General features: G+C 67.4%; 15 protein-coding genes and 1 pseudogene. 6 read left to right on the top strand and 10 right to left on the bottom strand.

Annotated features, from left to right (window positions below):
• Window positions 1-9: 9 nt before the first annotated feature.
• On the bottom strand, window positions 10-1227 hold the full coding sequence (locus tag EQ874_RS03740) for an EAL domain-containing protein (protein WP_129975638.1): 1218 nt from the start codon (window positions 1225-1227) through the stop codon (window positions 10-12).
• A gap of 274 nt (window positions 1228-1501) precedes the next feature.
• Here EQ874_RS03740 and EQ874_RS03735 point away from each other — a divergent pair, with 274 nt between their 5' ends.
• Window positions 1502-1918, top strand: coding sequence for an STAS domain-containing protein (locus EQ874_RS03735; protein ID WP_129975636.1), 417 nt, complete (start codon window positions 1502-1504; stop codon window positions 1916-1918).
• Window positions 1919-1931: 13 nt separating this feature from the next.
• Here the strand turns inward: EQ874_RS03735 and EQ874_RS03730 are convergent, their stop codons facing one another.
• The 7 genes from EQ874_RS03730 to EQ874_RS03700 all read right to left on the bottom strand — a co-directional run bounded on the left by EQ874_RS03730 (window position 1932) and on the right by EQ874_RS03700 (window position 9896).
• The gene (locus EQ874_RS03730) at window positions 1932-2972 is read right to left on the bottom strand and encodes an acyl-CoA dehydrogenase family protein (RefSeq protein WP_129975634.1); all 1041 of its coding nucleotides are present in this window, start codon (window positions 2970-2972) and stop codon (window positions 1932-1934) included.
• The gene (locus tag EQ874_RS03725) at window positions 2969-4114 is read right to left on the bottom strand and encodes an acyl-CoA dehydrogenase family protein (RefSeq protein WP_129975632.1); all 1146 of its coding nucleotides are present in this window, start codon (window positions 4112-4114) and stop codon (window positions 2969-2971) included. The genes EQ874_RS03730 and EQ874_RS03725 overlap by 4 nt, the downstream gene beginning before the upstream one ends.
• Entirely contained in the window at window positions 4111-4719 is a 609-nt protein-coding gene (locus EQ874_RS03720; RefSeq protein WP_242496621.1) for a TetR/AcrR family transcriptional regulator, read from the bottom strand. Before EQ874_RS03720 ends, EQ874_RS03725 begins: the two co-directional genes overlap by 4 nt.
• A complete protein-coding gene (locus tag EQ874_RS03715) occupies window positions 4716-6284 on the bottom strand; it encodes an acyl-CoA synthetase (protein ID WP_129975630.1) in 1569 nt (522 codons plus the stop codon). Before EQ874_RS03715 ends, EQ874_RS03720 begins: the two co-directional genes overlap by 4 nt.
• A gap of 2 nt (window positions 6285-6286) precedes the next feature.
• Entirely contained in the window at window positions 6287-7444 is a 1158-nt protein-coding gene (locus EQ874_RS03710) for an acyl-CoA dehydrogenase family protein (protein WP_064063913.1), read from the bottom strand.
• Between the two features lie 31 nt (window positions 7445-7475).
• Window positions 7476-8285, bottom strand: coding sequence for a crotonase/enoyl-CoA hydratase family protein (locus EQ874_RS03705; RefSeq protein WP_064063912.1), 810 nt, complete (start codon window positions 8283-8285; stop codon window positions 7476-7478).
• A gap of 111 nt (window positions 8286-8396) precedes the next feature.
• Window positions 8397-9896 carry an AarF/ABC1/UbiB kinase family protein gene (locus EQ874_RS03700; protein WP_129975628.1) on the bottom strand — a complete coding sequence of 500 codons (1500 nt, stop codon included), beginning with the start codon at window positions 9894-9896 and terminating at the stop codon, window positions 8397-8399.
• Between the two features lie 140 nt (window positions 9897-10036).
• Here EQ874_RS03700 and EQ874_RS03695 point away from each other — a divergent pair, with 140 nt between their 5' ends.
• A complete protein-coding gene (locus EQ874_RS03695) occupies window positions 10037-11056 on the top strand; it encodes a sigma-70 family RNA polymerase sigma factor (RefSeq protein ID WP_129975626.1) in 1020 nt (339 codons plus the stop codon).
• 15 nt (window positions 11057-11071) lie between these two features.
• On the opposite strand, the gene EQ874_RS03690 is transcribed toward EQ874_RS03695, so the two are convergent.
• Window positions 11072-11536, bottom strand: coding sequence for a hypothetical protein (locus tag EQ874_RS03690; protein WP_064063909.1), 465 nt, complete (start codon window positions 11534-11536; stop codon window positions 11072-11074).
• Between the two features lie 96 nt (window positions 11537-11632).
• On the opposite strand from EQ874_RS03690, the pseudogene EQ874_RS23095 reads away from it, so the two are divergent.
• The 3 genes and pseudogenes from EQ874_RS23095 to EQ874_RS03675 all read left to right on the top strand — a co-directional run.
• Window positions 11633-11734, top strand: a pseudogene (locus EQ874_RS23095) (DNA-binding response regulator); the annotation flags it as partial.
• Between the two features lie 52 nt (window positions 11735-11786).
• Window positions 11787-12395 (top strand): DUF1707 domain-containing protein, encoded by a 609-nt coding sequence (locus EQ874_RS03680; protein WP_016931679.1) that lies wholly within the window; start codon window positions 11787-11789, stop codon window positions 12393-12395.
• 77 nt (window positions 12396-12472) lie between these two features.
• A complete protein-coding gene (locus tag EQ874_RS03675; RefSeq protein WP_016931678.1) occupies window positions 12473-13396 on the top strand; it encodes a PaaI family thioesterase in 924 nt (307 codons plus the stop codon).
• Between the two features lie 141 nt (window positions 13397-13537).
• On the opposite strand, the gene EQ874_RS03670 is transcribed toward EQ874_RS03675, so the two are convergent.
• Window positions 13538-14743, bottom strand: coding sequence for a serine hydrolase domain-containing protein (locus tag EQ874_RS03670; protein ID WP_016931677.1), 1206 nt, complete (start codon window positions 14741-14743; stop codon window positions 13538-13540).
• A 111-nt stretch (window positions 14744-14854) separates the two neighbouring features.
• On the opposite strand from EQ874_RS03670, the gene EQ874_RS03665 reads away from it, so the two are divergent.
• Window positions 14855-16825, top strand: a complete 1971-nt coding sequence (locus tag EQ874_RS03665; protein WP_129975624.1) for a M13 family metallopeptidase — start codon at window positions 14855-14857, stop codon at window positions 16823-16825.
• Window positions 16826-16837 lie beyond the last annotated feature (12 nt).

The following is a 16837-nucleotide window of genomic DNA, read 5'->3' as shown; positions in this document are numbered from 1 at the left end:
CCTCGCGGGTCACCCTTCGAAGCGCGCCAGAATGCTGTGGGCGCACCGGATGACGGTGCCACGGTCGTAAGACAGGACGTACTGGAATTCACGGTCGAGATCTGCTGCCTCGGTGTGCATGTCGAACGCGGCGAGCACACACGCGAAGTGCGGGCCGAGAACGACGACGTTCCATTCGTCGACCATCGGATCGTCCGGATCCAACGGCGCGTGGTGCACTGCGGAGTCGACGTAGGGATCGATCCCGACGCCGTAGACCCCGGTGTAGGCGACCTGTTCGGCGAGCTGCGCCCATCGCGCCCGTGAGGTCGGCGTGAAGTGCTCGGCGCGCTGGAAGGTGCCGAGGACGATCGTCTCCGGTCCGGCTCCCACCGCATTGGTCTCGAGCAGCTTGCTCATCGACACCAGCAACCGCTTGAAGCTGCTTGTGCGCCTGCGCCCTTCGGATGCCAGAGCGAAAGGAGTGAGTGCGGGATCGTCCGCGACACCCGGACGTGGATGCAGCGGCAGGGGATCGATATCCGAATCCGATTGCGCAGCATCTCTGTTCGTCGCGCGCACCCGATACAGCTGCCCCATACCGTATCGGGCCGCCAATCCGAGAGCGCGGCGGCGATGCAGTTCCGAGTCGACGCCCTGCGCGATCACGACCGCATTGCTGGACTCGATATAGGCGGCGACGGCGTGCGCGACTCTCGCCGTCGAGGCGTCGGCGGCACGGCCGATCAACGCGGGCGACGTGATGATCACGTCCGGTTCGACGAGCGGCAGCAGCGCCAGCGCCTGGGCTCGCGCCCCCACCCCGTCCACCGCGACGAGCATGCCCGCCGTGCGCGCTGCGGCGATGGTGCGCAGCGTCCTGGCAGGGCGTGCGATCAGCGACTGCTCGGTGATCAGCACGACCCTCGCCGGTTCCGGGCGATCGCCGAGCTCGCCGAGCTCGTCGAGGGAATCGAGATCGACGGTGACCAGATGCGGCACCGCCGAGTCGGGGTACCTGCCGGCCCGCTGCCATTTGATGCGGTCCAGCACCGACTTCTCGTGCATGGCCCGGGCGGTCTCACTCAAAGCTGTCGCGTCGTGCAACGACGAACCTTCGGGACCCCGCAGCTGCACTTCGACGGCAGACAGGGCGCCATTGTCGAGCCGGTGGATCGGGGCGAACTCCGTCTCGACGACGAGGCCGCCGAACGCGGTCTCCGCGTCGGCGGCAGGAACAGCGCTCATCGGTCCAGCATCCCACCTCCGGGCACGGATCGCCCGCGCGGGCCGACGAATCTTACGTTCTCCATTGTTTCTGCAGTTCAAGGGGAATTAGTTATCGAACAGTGATCTTTCGTTACCATTCCGTTATGGAATGGATCGTAGGGAAGCAACATCCATCGGACAGTCTCTGTGCAAGCCCGACGCGAGTTCTCACCCCGACCCCCAGCAGGCCGCCCGCCTGCTCAGGATCCAGCCCGCACCGGACGGCACGAATCCACGCCGACAGGAGACAGCAGTGAGCACACGTACGAGCACCACCCACCGGATCGTCACCCCGCCCGGCGCACTCTCACGAGCCGCTGCAGCGACCGTCGCCCGCGCGCCGCGCTACCGCCTCGACGTTCACTCGCCGTCCCGTCGCTGCAGTGTCCTGCGCGCGAAGGGCGATCTCGATATGACCGCTCGGGCGGAGTTCGCCGCGACGCTCTGCGACCTCGCGCACTCGGGTGATCACGTCGTCGTCGACCTGTCCGAGGTGACCTTCATGTACTCCGAGGTGGCCTCGACGCTGGCCGATGCCGGCCATACTCGCCCCGGCCTCTTCCGGATCGTCGCCCCCACCCGTCAGGTGCGCATGCTGCTCGACATCCTGGCCCCCGGTCTCGACGTCACGGACCGCGCCGAGAACGACACCGCGGGCCACGCCGCCTGATCCCGCACGATCGTCAGCGTGCCGGGCCACCCGTGATGAGGGCCCACACGTCCCCGGCCTCACCGGCCGCAGCGAGCAGTTCGGAATCCCACGCGGCGACGGTGCCGAATTCACTGCGCCACGACAGGATACGGTTGGCATGCCGGTGCAGTTCGTGTTCCATCGTGAAACCGATCGCACCGAGCGCCTGATGCGCGTTGCGGGCGACCACCGACGCCGCGTGACCTGCGCACGACGCCGCGGCAGCGATCGCGAAACGCGTCGACGCCTCCCCGAATCCTCCGGCGAGAACGGCATCGACCGCAGCGTCGGCGGCGGCGTGCGCGAGCGAGACCTCGGTGGCGATGTCGGCGACAAGCGCCTGCACGGCCTGGAACTTTCCCAGCGGGCGACCGAACTGCACTCGCGCCGTGGTGTGTTCGACGACGAGCTCGAGGATCCGGTCCATCGCGCCCGCGGAGGCGAGCGCCCGGGCCAGCGCGCCGCGGTAGCGGAACTCGTCGGCGACACCTGCCGGAACGTCACGCCCGGTGAGTGTGGAGAAGTCGACGCACAGGTGGTCGCGGGGCTCCGCCGCCAGGTTCACGGCCTCGACGAGTTCGACGTCTCCGCGCGCGACCTCGGCGACCTGCCATCCCTGCGGCGACTCCCACAGCACGACGATGGAGTCCGCGAACCGGGCCCACGGCACGTGACGTGCCCGGCCGTCGGCGTCGAGGACCGCCGCGGTACGCACACCCGGCGTGACCTCGAGTCCGGCGGTCTCGAGCAACCACCCCGCGAGCAGGTCGTTCTCGGCCGTCGGTACGGCAGCAGCCGCACCGCCGGCGGCGTCGAGCAGCAGGGCGGCCTCGAGCCAGCCCGCACCGCTTCCGCCGTGCTCCTCCGAACCGGTGAGCCGATCGAGGCCGAGCTCGGTGAGGGTGTTCCACAGGGCACGATCGAGTTCGACGACCTCACCGATGCGGTGGTCGTCACCCGAGGCGAACACCTCGGACAGCATCTGTGCGAAGTCACGCAGTTCCGTCGACTGCAGTGGGTCCTGCCCGCTCATCTCATCCCCAATCCTCGTGCGATGACCCCGCGGAGGATCTCGCTCGTGCCGCCGCGCAGCGTGAAGCCCGGTCTTTGCATGACGCCGGACCGGACGAGCTCGGCCAGGTGCGCGTCGGCCGTGGTGTACCCCGCGATCTCGTCGGCGAGATCGGCGAGATCGCCCTCCGTCTTCGTGCCGAGCACCTTCACGACCGACGCCGCGAGCTCGGCGTTCTCGCCGCGCTCGAGTGATTCGGAGACCGCGGTGGACATGCGATGCATTCCCGCGATGCGTCCGATGGCCGCCCCGATACGGGTGTCCGGTTCGACGTTGCCGTCCACCACACCGTGCACGAGGGACTCGAGCACCCCGAAGGTCGACAGGAAACGTTCGGGACCGCTGCGCTCGTAGCCGAGTTCGCTCGTCACCTGCTCCCAGCCGGCGCCGATCTGCCCGAGCACCAGATCGTCCGGGACGAAGACGTCGTCGAGCAGCACCTCGTTGAAATGGTGGTCGCCGGACATCGACAGGATCGGCCTGATGGTCACACCGGGCGAGTCGAGCAGGACGATGAACTGGCTCAGTCCGTCGTGTCGGTGCGCCGGATCGAGCGGGGCGGAGCGGGCGAGACCGAAGAAGGCGTCGGCGTGGTGCGCCCCGGACGTCCACAGCTTGGTGCCGGAGATCCGCCACCCACCGTCGATGCGGGTCGCCTTCGTCTTCACACTCGCGAGGTCGGAACCGGAGTCGGGTTCGGACATGCCGATGGCCCAGCAGATCTCACCCGCCGCGATGCCCGGTAGGAACCGCTGCTTCTGCTCCTCTGTACCGTACTTCAGCAACGACGGAGCGGCCTGGCGATCGGCGACCCACTGGGCGGCGACCGGCGCTCCCACCGCGAGCAACTCCTCGGTGACGACGAACCGCTCCATGAAAGTTCGTCCGTGCCCGCCGTATTCGACGGGAATCGTCATGCCGACCCAGCCGCGGGCGGCCAGCGCACGCGTGAACCCGGGGTTCCATCGGGTCAACCAGGTGTCGATGCCCGGAGTGAACACTCCCGCGTCGATCTGTTCCTTCAGGAACGCCCGTACCTCGGCGCGGAGTTCGGTCAGTGCCGGGTCGGGGGTGCCCGCCCTCGGCACCGGTCGTGCACTCATCGTGAACCTCCTTCTCCACCGGTGACGGTGGGACACAGCAGCGCCAGCGACAGGTCCGCATAGCGTTCTGCGATCTCGTCCGAGGTGTCCGGCCCGGCAGGGTCGTACCAGTTGGCGATCGCCGAGACCATCGCCAGGATCGACCGGCGGCAGTCGTCGGGATACTTCGTGGTGAAGACGCCCTGTGCCACACCACGATCGATGATGTCGCGGATCCGCTTCCGACCGGCACGCCGGCGCTCCTCGTACAGGTGCGCACCCTCGGGTTCGAGGTTGCGCACCTCGGTGGCGATCATGCGTCCTTGTTCGGGGAACTGCGTGCGGAAGACGACGTTTCCCTTGACGAACGCACGGATCTGCTCGACCGGATGGTCGCCGACACGGGCAAGTTCTGCCTCGCAGACGGCATCGTAGGTGTCGACGCCGTCGAGCAGGATCGCCAGCAGCAGATCCTGTTTGTTCTTGTAGTGGTAGTACAAGGCGGACAGGCTCACGCCCGCCTCCTGCGCGATCGTACGGATCGACGACGAACCGTATCCGTTGCGCACGAATTCCTTCCGTCCCGCCTCGATGAAGACGCGTTGTTTCGGCGACAGCACTCTCACGACGACGCTCCGGTATCGGCGTACTGCGCGATCAGATCGCCGAGCCTGCCCATGACCATCTTGCCCGTCGGCGTGCGCGGCAGTTCGTCGACGAATCGCACGTGCCGGGGACACTTGAAGCGCGAGAGTCGCTCCCGGCAGAATTCGACGACGGCCTCTTCGAGCTCGTCGGATCCCTCTGCACCGGGGACGAGTTGCACGAATGCTTCGACGCGTTCGCCGCGGTCCGCATCCGGCACGCCGACCACCGCGACGTCGGCGATCGACGGGTGCAGCGCGAGGACGCTCTCGATCTCCTGCGGGTAGATGTTCACCCCACCCGAGATGATCGTGAACTTGTCCCTCCCGGTGAGGAACAGATAATCGCCCTCGTCGAGATATCCGATGTCGCCGGTGGTGTACCAGTTCTCCTCGAAGGGGTGCCGCGTGGACGCCGTCTTCTCCGGATCCTTGTGGTACTCGAACGAGAAGTCGTCCCGTTCGAAGTAGACGGTGCCGATCTCGCCGGTGGGCAACCGGTTGCCACGCTCGTCACAGATCCGTGCGATACCGAGAGTGCCGGGGCCGCCGGTCTTCCCGACCGTTCCGGGCTTGTCGAGCCATTCCTGCGGCGTGACGAGGGTATTGCCGATCGCCTCGGTCGCGGAGTAGTACTCGTAGACGATCTCGCCCCACCACCGCATGATCTCCTGCTTGACCTCGACGGGGCACGGCGCGGCCGAATGCAACGCGCACCGCATCGACGACAGGTCGTAGCGATCCCGGACCTCACGCGGCAGTTTCAGCAGACGCACGAAATGCGTCGGTACCCATTGGCTGTGGGTCACGCGGTAGTGCTCGATGCACTCGAGGCTGCGCTCGGGATCGAACCGGTCCATGAGCACCACCGTGCCGCCGAGCGCCTGCGTCGACACGCCGTACCGCAGGGGCGCGGCGTGGTAGATCGGTGCCGGCGACAGGTACACGGTGTTCTCGTCGAAACCGAACCGGCGCACCTGCTTCAGCAGAGGAGGACCGGGCTCGTCACCGACCTGGGCCCCGGAGAGAGCCGGCTCGATGCCCTTGGGGCGGCCGGTCGTGCCCGAGGAGTACAACATGTCGCTGCCGCGCGGCTGGTCCGCCGTCGGGGTGACCGGAAGGCCCGCTACCTCCTCCTCGTACACCAGATGTCCGGGCACCTCTCCCCCGAATGCGATGCGGTGCGCCACCTTCGGGGTGAGCGGCACGATCGCCTCGGCGAGGTCGGCGAGGGGCGACGAGACCACGAGCACCTTCGCGTCGCAGTCGTCGACGATGTACGCGGCCTCGGCCGGAGCGAGATGCGTATTGACGAAGGTGACGTACACGCCCGACCTCACTGCACCCCAGTACAGTTCGAACGCCGTGGCGTCGTTGACGGTGACGACCGCGATATGGTCGCCCTTCCCGACGTCGTGTGCGCGCAGCCAGTGCGCGAACCGGACGGACGCGTCCTCGAGCTCTCGGTAGGTGAGCGTCCGACCGGTCGCGGCCTCGTGCACCGCGGGCCGGTCCGGGGCGACGGCGGCGTAACGTCCCGGGTACATCCCTACAGCCCCAGATCCTTGGAGATGATCGTCTTCATGACCTCACTGGTGCCGCCGTAGATCCGGGTCACCCGGGTGTCGGCGTACAGGCGGGCGATGGGGTACTCGGTGATGTAGCCGTAGCCGCCGTGCAATTGGAGGCACTTGTCGATCACGCGTCCGGCGACCTCGGTGCAGAACAGTTTCGCGCGAGCCGCGTCGGCGACGGTCAGCTCCTTGCGGTCGAGCAGTTCGAGGCAGTGGTCGACGTACACCCGCGCCGCCTGGGTCTCGGCGGAGCACTCGGCGAGCACGAACTTGGTGTTCTGGAAGGAAGCGACCGGCTTTCCGAACACCTTGCGTTCCTTGGTGTATGCGATCGCGTGGGCGATCGCGGCCTCGGCGAAACCGACCTGGTTCAGAGCGATGCTCAGACGCTCCTGTGGCAGATTGTGGGTGAGATAGTCGAAGCCCGCACCCTCCTCGCCGAGGAGGTTCTCGACCGGCACCTTCACATCGGTGTACGACAGTTCGGCGGTGTCCTGCTGGTGCAGGCCGATCTTGTCGAGCTTGCGGCCCACCGCGAAGCCCTCGCTGTCGGTGGGCACCGCGATGATCGACAGTCCGCCGCGGCGGTTCTCGGGATCGAACGGACTGGTGCGGCACACCGTCAGGATGAGGTCGGCGGTGACGCCGCCGGTGATGAAGGTCTTGGCGCCGTTGAGGATGTAGTGCGAGCCGTCCTCGGACAGCTTCGCCGAGGTGGCGATATTCGCGAGATCGGACCCGGTGCCGGGCTCGGTCATCGCGATCGCCGTCATGATCGAGCCGTCGGCGAAGCCGGGCAGCCAGCGGCGCTTCTGCTCCTCGGTCGCATATTCGAGCAGGTACGGCAGGATGAGGCAGGCGTGCACGGTGTAGGAGCCGAACGAGACTCCTGCGCGCGCAACCTCTTCGAAGACGATGGCATCGAACTTGAAGCTCGACTCGCCACCACCGCCGTATTCCTCGGGCACCTGGATCCCGAGAATTCCCAATTCGCCGAGACGACGGAAGAACTCGCGAGGCGGACGGCCCATCTCGTCCCATTCCTCACGATGTGGCACGACCTCACGTTCGATGAAGTCGCGCACCATCTTCCGGAACTGCTCGTGTTCTTCGGTGAAGATCGTCCGCTGCATGGCGTGTCCTCGGGTTCTTGGGGATGAAATGTCAGTTGCCGGTGAAGTCGCCGGTGCGTCGTTCGAGGAACGCCGAGAGGGCTTCGCGGTGGTCCTCGCTGTGGTGCGAGAGGGCCTGGAGAGAAGCCGACAGCTCGAGGAGCGTGTCGAGGTCGACGCGCTGGCCCTCGCGCAGCAGCTTCTTCGTCATGCGCAGTGCGTTCGGGGGATTGACGGCGACACGCGCGGCGAGCGCGTTCGCGGCGTCGAGGAGCTGCTCGGGTTCGACGACCTGCGAGACCATGCCCCAGTCGAGGGCCGTCGCGGCATCGACACGATCGCCGGTGAAGGCCATCTCGGCGGCCCGCGCCGCACCGATCGCGCGCGGCAGCAGCCAGGCGCCGCCGTCGCCGGGGATGATGCCGAGCTTGACGAAGCTCTCCGCGAAGAACGCCGTCGTCGAGGCGATCCGCATGTCGCACATCATCGCGAGGTCGCAACCGGCACCCACGGCAGGTCCGTTGACGGCGGCGATGATCGGCACCTCGCAGTGGTAGATGGCGCGGGGCAGGCGCTGGATGCCGCGGCGGTAACCCTCCCGCAGGGCGTGGGGTGCGCCGCCGAACATGCCGCGACGCTCGTCCATGTCCTTGACGTTGCCGCCGGCGGAAAAGGCCGATCCGGCGCCGGTGAGGATCACGACGCGGGTGTCGATGTCGCGGTCGGCCTCCTCGACGAGCTCGACGAGGCGGTCGACCACGGCGTCACCCGAGATCGGGTTGCGCGCCTCCGGAAGGTTGATCGTCCAGGTCACGACATTTCCGTCGCGCGTGCTCAGTACGACGTCCTGCGAAGTTGCCATTGAGGTCGCGGTCCTTCCGGTAGCCAGTGTGGCTCGCACCATAATTTGGTCGAACGATCGTTCAAATTACGGGGCGCGACGGATCCTGTAAAGGCCGAACGGGGTTCTGCCTCAGTCGGGCAGGCTCACGTTCGATTCGGCGATTCTTATGGCGACTTCCTCCGGGAAGATGTTCCGGAAGACGAACGGATCGCGGCCGAGCACCCAACCGGGCGCCAGCGCGGTCGCGTAACGCTCGAAGTATCCGAGCTGCTTCCCGAACAACACGAGTTCCTCGGGAGTGGACGTGTGCCATTTGCGTCCGAGCGAGACGAGCGCGCCGATCAGCTCACTGAGCCGCAACTCCCCCACGTCCTGGCCGAGCAGCGGGCCGAAGATCTCGGCGACCTGCCGTCCGACCGCCGCGTCGTCGACGTCGAGATCGGCAGCGACCCCGAGGGCGCGCACACTCTGCGCGACCGCCGTGAAGTTCCCGTCGAGCAGCGCGGCGCGGAACAACGCCCGCAACAGCGCGCGCCACTCGTCGGGCAGTTCGCCGACGATGCCGAAGTCGAGCAGCGCCACGCGCCCGTCGTCGAGCAGCCACAGATTGCCCGCGTGCACGTCACCGTGGAACGGACCGTGACACAGCACCGCCTCCATCCACACCTTCACCCCGCGGCGCACCAGCAGGGAGGTGTCGAGATCGTCCTGGCCCGGCACCACCCGGTCGACCGGCTTGCCCTGCAGTCGCTCCATGCAGATCACCCGCGGTCCGCACCATTGCCAGTACACCTCGGGCACCGTGACGTAGCGGTTGTCGTCGAAGGCGGAGATGTTGCGGCGGAAGCGATCCTGACGATCCGCTTCGACGGCCGCGTTGAGTTCGGTCATCGTCGCATTGTGGAGATCGCGGATGATTCCGGGGGTGTTCGCGATGCGGAAGAATTCGAAGATCTGCAGCATTTTCGCACCCACGTAAGCGGCCCGCAGGTCGACGAGCATGCGGTGCGCGATCCCCGGTCGCTGCACCTTCACGACCGCCCGGCGGCCGTCGCGTAGCACGCAACCGTGCACCTGTGCGACCGATGCCGCGGCGAGCGGCACGTCGTCGAACGACTCGAACATCTCGTCGATGCGATGTCCGAGATCCTCCTCGATCACCGCGCGGGCCTGCTCGGACGGGAAGGTGGGAACGTCGTCGAGCATGCGCAGGCACGCATCGGCGAGGGGGGCGGGGAACAATCCGGGCGACGACGCGATGAGCTGACCCAGCTTCACGAAGGTCGGTCCGAGATGTTCGAAGGCGTCGACGGTGCCGTGCGCGGCCGCTTCGACGATGCTGTGCTGCCGGGGCCGGACGGTCCACCGCAGCACCGCCCACACCACGAAGGCGATCAGGACGGCGGCGACGACCACGGCCCGCCCGAGCTCGGCCGGCCCGAATCGGTCGAGCGCGGGTCGTTCGACGTCCAGGGCGCCGGGCGGGAGGCCGTTCGCGTACGGTCCGACCGGTCCGGTGCAGTCGGGTCCGCTGTGGTCCTGTCCGCTGTGGCCCGGTCCGTCCGATACGCCCTCGCGCAGCGTGTACTCGTGCACGACCTGTCCCCACTCCGTCCACCACGCGCTCACCTCGGCGCGACTGCGTGCACGGTACCTGCATCCGGCGCCCCGATCGAGACCCCGTGATTATCGCTGTCGCCTGTCGGTACCCCCGACTACTCTCTGACGGGTAGCGGATTCGGGTCCGACCAGCCGGGGGTATCGCGCTCATGACCGAACAACTGCTCGAGGAATCAACCGGCTCGACATCGACGTCGACCGATTTCATGGAGCTCGCCGAGCCGTTCCGCCGAGAACTGCTCGCACACTGTTACCGCATGAGCGGGTCGCTGCACGATGCGGAAGACCTGGTCCAGGAAACCTACCTGCGCGCCTGGCGCGGGTACGAGAACTTCGGCGGCCGCTCCTCACTGCGCACCTGGCTCCACCGGATTGCCACCAACGTGTGCCTGACGGCGCTCGAAGGTCGCAGTCGCCGGCCGTTGCCCACCGGGCTCGGTGCGCCGAGTTCCGATCCCACCGAGGATCTGGTCACCCGTCCCGAGGTGCCCTGGCTCGAACCGTTCCCCGCCGGGTACACCACCGACGATCCGTCGGATCCTGCCACCATCGCCGCCTCCCGCGACTCCGTGCGTCTCGCGTTCGTCGCGGCCCTGCAGCATCTCTCCGCTCGTCAGCGGGCGGTCCTGCTGCTCCGCGAAGTCCTGCAGTGGCGCGCCACCGAGGTCGCGGCCGCGCTCGACACGTCGACGGCCGCGGTCAACAGCCTCCTGCAGCGGGCACGCGCGCAGCTGAAGGACGCCCGTATCCGCGACGACGAGCTCGCCGAACCCGACAGCGCCGAGACCAAGGCGTTGCTGCAGCGCTGGGTCGACGGCTTCGAGAAGTACGACATCGACTCGCTCGTCGAGATGCTCACCCAGGACGCCGTCTGGGAGATGCCTCCCTTCGAGGGCTGGTACCGGGGTCCCGACGCGATCGTCACCCTCATCAAGAAGAACTGTCCCGCGAAGGGCCCCGGCGACCAGGTGCTGCTTCCCGCCGTGGCGAACGGCCAACCGGCGTTCGGGCTGTACATGCGAGGGGAGGACGGCCGCCACCACCCTTTCCAACTGCAAGTGCTCGACATCGTCGACGGTAGAGTCACGCACGCCACCGTCTTCTTCTCCGACGACACCACTGCGTTGTTCGCCCGATTCGGGCTGCCGGAGGACCCGGCAGCCCGCTGAACCGCACGGTCGGCCTTACGCGGTGGCGTTCTCCTCGGCGTCATCCGGTGCCCACGCCTGCGCTGCGGCCGACATATCCATCCACATGACCTCCCAGACGTGGCCGTCGAGGTCCAGGAAGGCCCGCTGATGGGCGAAGTCCCCCATCTCCTCCTGCGCCTTCTGCCCGCCGGACGTCACCCATTCGCTGCCACCCGCGGCGACGGCACCGTCCACGAGCGCATCGACGGCCTCGCGAGTGTCGGCCGACACGCACATCAGCGCCTCGCGGGCCTTCGTGGTGTCGCAGATGTCGTCGTTGATGAAGTCGCGAAAACGCGGCTTCTCGAGCAACATCACGTAGGTCTGCTCGTTGATCTCCAGGCACGCGGTGTTCTCGTCGCAGAACATGTCGTTGAAGGTGAATCCGAGCTGGTCGAAGAATTCTCGGGAGGCGGCGACGTTCTCGACGGCGAGGTTGACGAACAGCATGCGCGACATGGTTTCTCCTGTGTTCGATCGTCCCTGTGCGGGACGCGGTGGGGTGTCACGGATACAGACCGGCCACCCCGCACGAACTCATCGCGCATCCGGCACACGGCGAAGACACACGTCGCCCGGGTGCTCCACAAACTGGGTGTGCAGTCGCGGATCCAGGCGGCCATCATCGCCCGGGACACGCCCGGTCGCCGGCTCTAGGATCAGGGATGAACGAGGACTCGACAACCGACTCCGAAAGCGCGGGAAAGAAATGACCGGCAACTCCGATCACGACGACCTGCTGCTCAGCGACGCCGAACGCATGCACGCGTTGAACGCGCTCGGCGAGCACTACGCCGCGGGCCGCCTCGACAGCGCCGAGTTCTACGAACGGTCCGGGGAGATATCCTCCGCGCGAACGTTTTCGGCGTTGCTCCCCTCCTTCCGGGGGCTGCCCGGCGGGGCGCCTCTCGAGCAGGTCGACGGCCACATCCGGATGATCCCCGACGTCTCGGCCCCGGCGGTTCGCCGCGACACCTCTCCTGCGGCGCCGCAGTCGGCGGAGGACGAACTGGCATCGCTCCGCGACCGCGGAAGTACGGTCGAGACACTGGACTGGATCATCATCGGCATCACCCTGGTGACCTTCCTCGTCCTGCAGATCGTCCTCGACTGGAGTTACGCGTGGATCGTATGGCCGTCGCTGATCGTCACGCTCAGCGTTCCGCGTCTGATCCTGAAGTACAGCGACGACGACGAGAAGGTCTACGAGGAGCTGAAGAAGTCGGAGGCTGCGGAGAGGAAGAAGCGGCTCGAGGAGGCGTCGAAGCGGATCCGGGAACTCGAGGGCCGTCGCGGTCCGGAGACGCCGCAGAGCTGAGCCCGGGGGCGATCCTGCACCGGGGCGAACCACTCCCCGCCCGGTCTCGTCCGCGCCGTCCCTGATAGAAGCAAGGTATGGCAATCGAGACCGCACAATTCTCCGTCGACCGTCCCGGTCGTGTGATGGGCGTCGACATCGAGATCGCCGACGACGCGTCGGTCTCGATCACCCAAGCCGTCGGACCGCACTTGTTCGACCACCGCGGGCAGACCACCCTCGCCTCCGTCGGTGTCTTCACCGACTTCGCCGCGGGCGTACCCGCCGGCATCGCCCGGTTCGCGGAGACCGGTGAGCGACCGCAGGGTGTGCTGTCGCACGTGACGGCGACGCTCGCACACCCCTTCCCGTCCTCGGGCCTCCTCGTCGGCCGCGGCAGCAGCCTGTACTACGACGACTCGACCGCGGTGTCGCGCACGGACGTGCACGACGAGCAGGGCGTTCTCGTTGCGCACCTGGTCGGCCGATCCATCGTCGTCGGGCGTACACCGACGGAACTCGGCCCGGACGCGGCGGAGACCGTGCCGGAACGCGGTGAGCCGGAACCGTGGTCGGATGCGGCGATCCTGGCCGAACTGCCCGGCCTCGACATCGTCACGGGCATCTCCACCGGGACTCTTCCCCGCGGACCGCTCGCCGGCCTGCTCGGACTCGAGGTGACGGCCGCCGAGCACGGAGTCGTGCAGGCCCGCTTGTCGCCGCGCGAATGGATGGCCAACGTGATCGGTTCGGTGCAGGGCGGTGTGCTCGTATCGATGGCGGAGGCCGTCACCGGTCTGGCCGCACAGACGCTGACCGGCATCGGTCAGGACTATCGCGTGCTGGAGATCGGCCTCGATTACCTCCGCTCGCCCGCTGTCCCCGGGCCCGTCGTCGAACTGCGGTCCGAAGCGGTGCGGGCCGGACGGCGCCTCGCGTCCTTCGAGACGACGCTGTGCGCCGCCGACGGCACCGTCTACGTGCGCGCGCATGCCAATGTCCGGCTGTTCCCCCGCGCATAACTGATTCGCAGGGATCTCCCAGCTCTCTCATACCGAGCATCGAGCGTCCGGCCGCCCGATCCACGACCCGGCGGCGCCACGGTCACCGTGCGTCGGAGCGACCGGGTCCTCGCGGCGATCGACGTGGCCGGGGAGGTCCGATCACGCTGCGCGGCGCGCAGCGGTGACGGCCGCCGCGCCGAGCCTCGGGAACCGTCCGTCGGAGATCGTGGTGAAGGTGTTGCCCATGCGGTTGGTGACGAATGCGACCGACAGCCCGGTCTCCGGATCGGCGAACGCTCCCGAGCCGCCGAATCCGAAGTGTCCGACAGAGCGCAGCGGCTGCTCGCGCAGCGCAACCCATCCGGGGTGGTAGCCCAGCCGCCAGTTGGGCCGGATACCGAGCACGTAGTCCCGCCGCCGGGTCTGCACTTCGAGCAACTGCTGAACGGTGTCCTCTTTCAGCAGGCGGACACCGCCGATCGCTCCTTCGTTCGCAATCGCCGCGTACATGCGAGCGAGAGCACGTGCGGTGAACACACCGTTCCATCCGGGCATGACGGCGTCGTGAGCCGACGGACTGCGCATCAGTTCGTCGAATCCCTCTGCCATGCCCGCTTCGACCAGCCCCCGCACTCCGGGTGCGCGCGACAACACCGCCGCAGATGTCGTCCACGGCGCCGGCAGGAAGTTGACCTTCGGGAACACCCGGGCGATGCGGTGCCGTTGGTCCTCGGGCACGCGGTACCAGAACTCGTCCATGCCGAGCGGCTCGGCGATCTCGGTGCGCACGAGCTCCTGGAAGGGCACCCCCGACACTCGCGACGCGACCTCGGCGACGAGGTTTCCGTAGGTGACGGCGTGATAGCCCGGTCCGTGGAATCGGCGAGGATCGGGCGGTGACGCGGCGAGCGCGGCGGCTACCGCCTCGGAGTCGAGCAGACCCTCGCGGCCGGGCACGAGACCTCGCGATTTGTGCAGTCCGGCGCGATGCGACATGAGTTGCCGCAGCGTGATCGTCTCCTTGCCGGCCGCAGCGAACTCCGGCCAGTACTCGGCCACGGCGGCGTCGTAGTCGAGCAACCCGCGTTCGGCGAGACGGTGCACCACCGTGCTGGCCACCCCTTTGCCGGTGGAGAACGACAGCACGACGGTGTCGCGCGTCCAGCGCTTGTCGCGCGCGGCCCAGCCCGCCCAGATGTCGAGCACGGGTTCACCGTGCAGACAGCACGCGAGAGCGCCACCACCCTGGCTCGGCTTGTAGAACATTCGGAAGAACAGATCCGCGACGGGCATGAAGCGGGGATCGACCAGCATCTGTGTCGGCGGGGTCGCCGCGGGCGGCTCCGCCATGGAACCTTCGGTCATGTGCCCGATGCTAGGAGCCTGCGCCCGGCCGCGTGCGTGTTCGCCCACTTCCACAGATATCTGCACGTCGGTGTCTGCACGCCGGGCGAATCGAGTGTAAGGATGTGAGGCATGACCCTCGCGCAGAACTCGGAGATCCGCTCCGGCATCGACCTCGGACACGTCGACGAGCGGGTCCGTCCTCAGGACGACCTGTTCGAACACGTCAACGGCCGGTGGCTCGCCGAACACGAGATCCCTGCCGATCGCGCACTCGACGGCGCGTTCCGTACGCTCGCCGACAAGGCCGAGGCCGACGTCCGGGCCATCATCGAGGAAGCCGCGGCGTCCGGCGCCGGACCGGGCACCGACGCTCAGAAGATCGGCGACCTGTACACCTCGTTCATGGACACCGCGGCGATCGAGGCCGCCGGTCTCGACCCGATCCGTGACGAACTCCGAGCGGTATCCGACGCTACGGACCGTGCTGCGCTCGCGGCGGTGCTCGGACGCTTGCAGCGCGCCGGCGTGACGGGCGCGATCGCGCACTACGTCGACACCGATTCGAAGAACTCCGAGCGGTATCTCGTGCACGTCTCGCAGGGCGGGCTCGGCCTGCCCGACGAGTCGTACTATCGCGAGGACCGCTACGCCGAGATCCGTGAGCAGTACACCGCACACGTCGGCCGGATGTTCGCGCTCGCCGATCTGCCCTACGACGCGGCGAATGTGGTCGCGCTCGAGACGAAGCTGGCCGCAGGCCACTGGGATGTGGTCAAGCGTCGCGACGCCGACCTGAGTTACAACCTGCTCACGCTCGACTCGCTGCTCACCGATCTCCCGCAGTTCGACTGGGCAGGCTGGATCACCGCTACCGGCGCGGCCACCGGACAGTGGGCCGAGATCGTGGTGCGTCAGCCGAGTTTCCTCGAGACGTTCGCCGCGCTGTGGGCCGGCGAGGACCTCGACGACTGGAAGGCGTGGGCCGTGTGGCGGGTGCTGCGCGCGCGAGCCCCGTACCTGTCCGATGTCTTCGTCGAGGAGAACTTCGCCTTCTACGGGCGCACGCTCACCGGTACGCAGGAGATCCGCGACCGCTGGAAACGCGGCGTGTCGCTCGTGCAGGACCTGCTCGGCGAGGCCGTCGGCAAGCTCTACGTCGAACGGCACTTCCCCGCCGAGGCGAAGACGCGGATGCAGGTGCTCGTCGACAACCTCACCGAGGCGTACCGGCAGTCCATCACCGACCTCGAATGGATGAGCCCGGCCACCCGTGAGGCGGCCCTGCGCAAGCTCGAGAAGTTCACACCCAAGGTGGGTTATCCCGACACCTGGCGCGACTACTCCGCCGTCACGATCGCGCCCGACGACGTGGTGGGCAACTACCGCAGCGGGTACGCCGCCGAGTACGACCGCGATCTCGGCAAACTCGGTGGCCCGGTGGATCGCGGCGAATGGTTCATGACCCCGCAGACGGTCAATGCCTACTACAACCCGGGGATGAACGAGATCGTTTTTCCCGCAGCGATTCTCCAGCCTCCGTTCTTCGACCTGCATGCCGACGACGCTGCGAACTACGGCGGAATCGGCGCGGTCATCGGACACGAGATCGGCCACGGCTTCGACGATCAGGGCGCGAAGTACGACGGCGACGGCAACCTCGAGAACTGGTGGACCGATTCGGACCGCGAGGAATTCGGCAAGCGTACCGCGGCACTCATCGCGCAGTACGACGAGTTCGAACCGAAAGCCCTTCCCGGACAGCGTGTCAACGGCAGTTTCACGATCGGTGAGAACATCGGAGATCTCGGTGGCCTGTCGATCGCGTTGAAGGCCTACGAGATCGCGCTCGACGGCAAGCCGGCGCCGGTCATCGACGGGCTGACCGGACTGCAGCGCGTGTTCTTCGGATGGGCTCAGGTGTGGCGCACGAAGGTTCGTGACGAGGAGGCGTCCCGCCGACTCGCGGTCGACCCGCATTCGCCGCCGGAGTTCCGCTGCAACGGCGTGATCCGCAACATCGATGCGTTCTACGACGCGTTCGACGTCCACGAGGGCGACGAACTGTATCTCGACCCTTCGAAGCGCGTGCGCATCTGGTAGCTGCGAGAACGA

This window comes from Rhodococcus sp. Q1, from assembly GCF_004153645.1.
Taxonomy (GTDB): Bacteria; Actinomycetota; Actinomycetes; order Mycobacteriales; family Mycobacteriaceae; genus Rhodococcus; species Rhodococcus gordoniae.
The sequence above is the reverse complement of the archived record's forward strand: the minus strand, read 5'-3'. Positions and strand labels throughout refer to the sequence as shown.

Bases quoted from the DNA above. Each gene is read 5' to 3' on its own strand.
- EQ874_RS03710 (WP_064063913.1), bottom strand. From the start codon at position 7,444: ATGCAGCGGACGATCTTCACCGAAGAACACGAGCAGTTCCGGAAGATG.
- EQ874_RS03715 (WP_129975630.1), bottom strand. From the start codon at position 6,284: ATGTACCCGGGACGTTACGCCGCCGTCGCCCCGGACCGGCCCGCGGTG.
- EQ874_RS03680 (WP_016931679.1), top strand. From the start codon at position 11,787: ATGACCGGCAACTCCGATCACGACGACCTGCTGCTCAGCGACGCCGAA.
- EQ874_RS03690 (WP_064063909.1), bottom strand. From the start codon at position 11,536: ATGTCGCGCATGCTGTTCGTCAACCTCGCCGTCGAGAACGTCGCCGCC.
- EQ874_RS03730 (WP_129975634.1), bottom strand. From the start codon at position 2,972: ATGAGCGGGCAGGACCCACTGCAGTCGACGGAACTGCGTGACTTCGCA.
- EQ874_RS03725 (WP_129975632.1), bottom strand. From the start codon at position 4,114: ATGAGTGCACGACCGGTGCCGAGGGCGGGCACCCCCGACCCGGCACTG.
- EQ874_RS03665 (WP_129975624.1), top strand. From the start codon at position 14,855: ATGACCCTCGCGCAGAACTCGGAGATCCGCTCCGGCATCGACCTCGGA.
- EQ874_RS03695 (WP_129975626.1), top strand. From the start codon at position 10,037: ATGACCGAACAACTGCTCGAGGAATCAACCGGCTCGACATCGACGTCG.
- EQ874_RS03675 (WP_016931678.1), top strand. From the start codon at position 12,473: ATGGCAATCGAGACCGCACAATTCTCCGTCGACCGTCCCGGTCGTGTG.
- EQ874_RS03740 (WP_129975638.1), bottom strand. From the start codon at position 1,227: ATGAGCGCTGTTCCTGCCGCCGACGCGGAGACCGCGTTCGGCGGCCTC.
- EQ874_RS03670 (WP_016931677.1), bottom strand. From the start codon at position 14,743: ATGACCGAAGGTTCCATGGCGGAGCCGCCCGCGGCGACCCCGCCGACA.
- EQ874_RS03705 (WP_064063912.1), bottom strand. From the start codon at position 8,285: ATGGCAACTTCGCAGGACGTCGTACTGAGCACGCGCGACGGAAATGTC.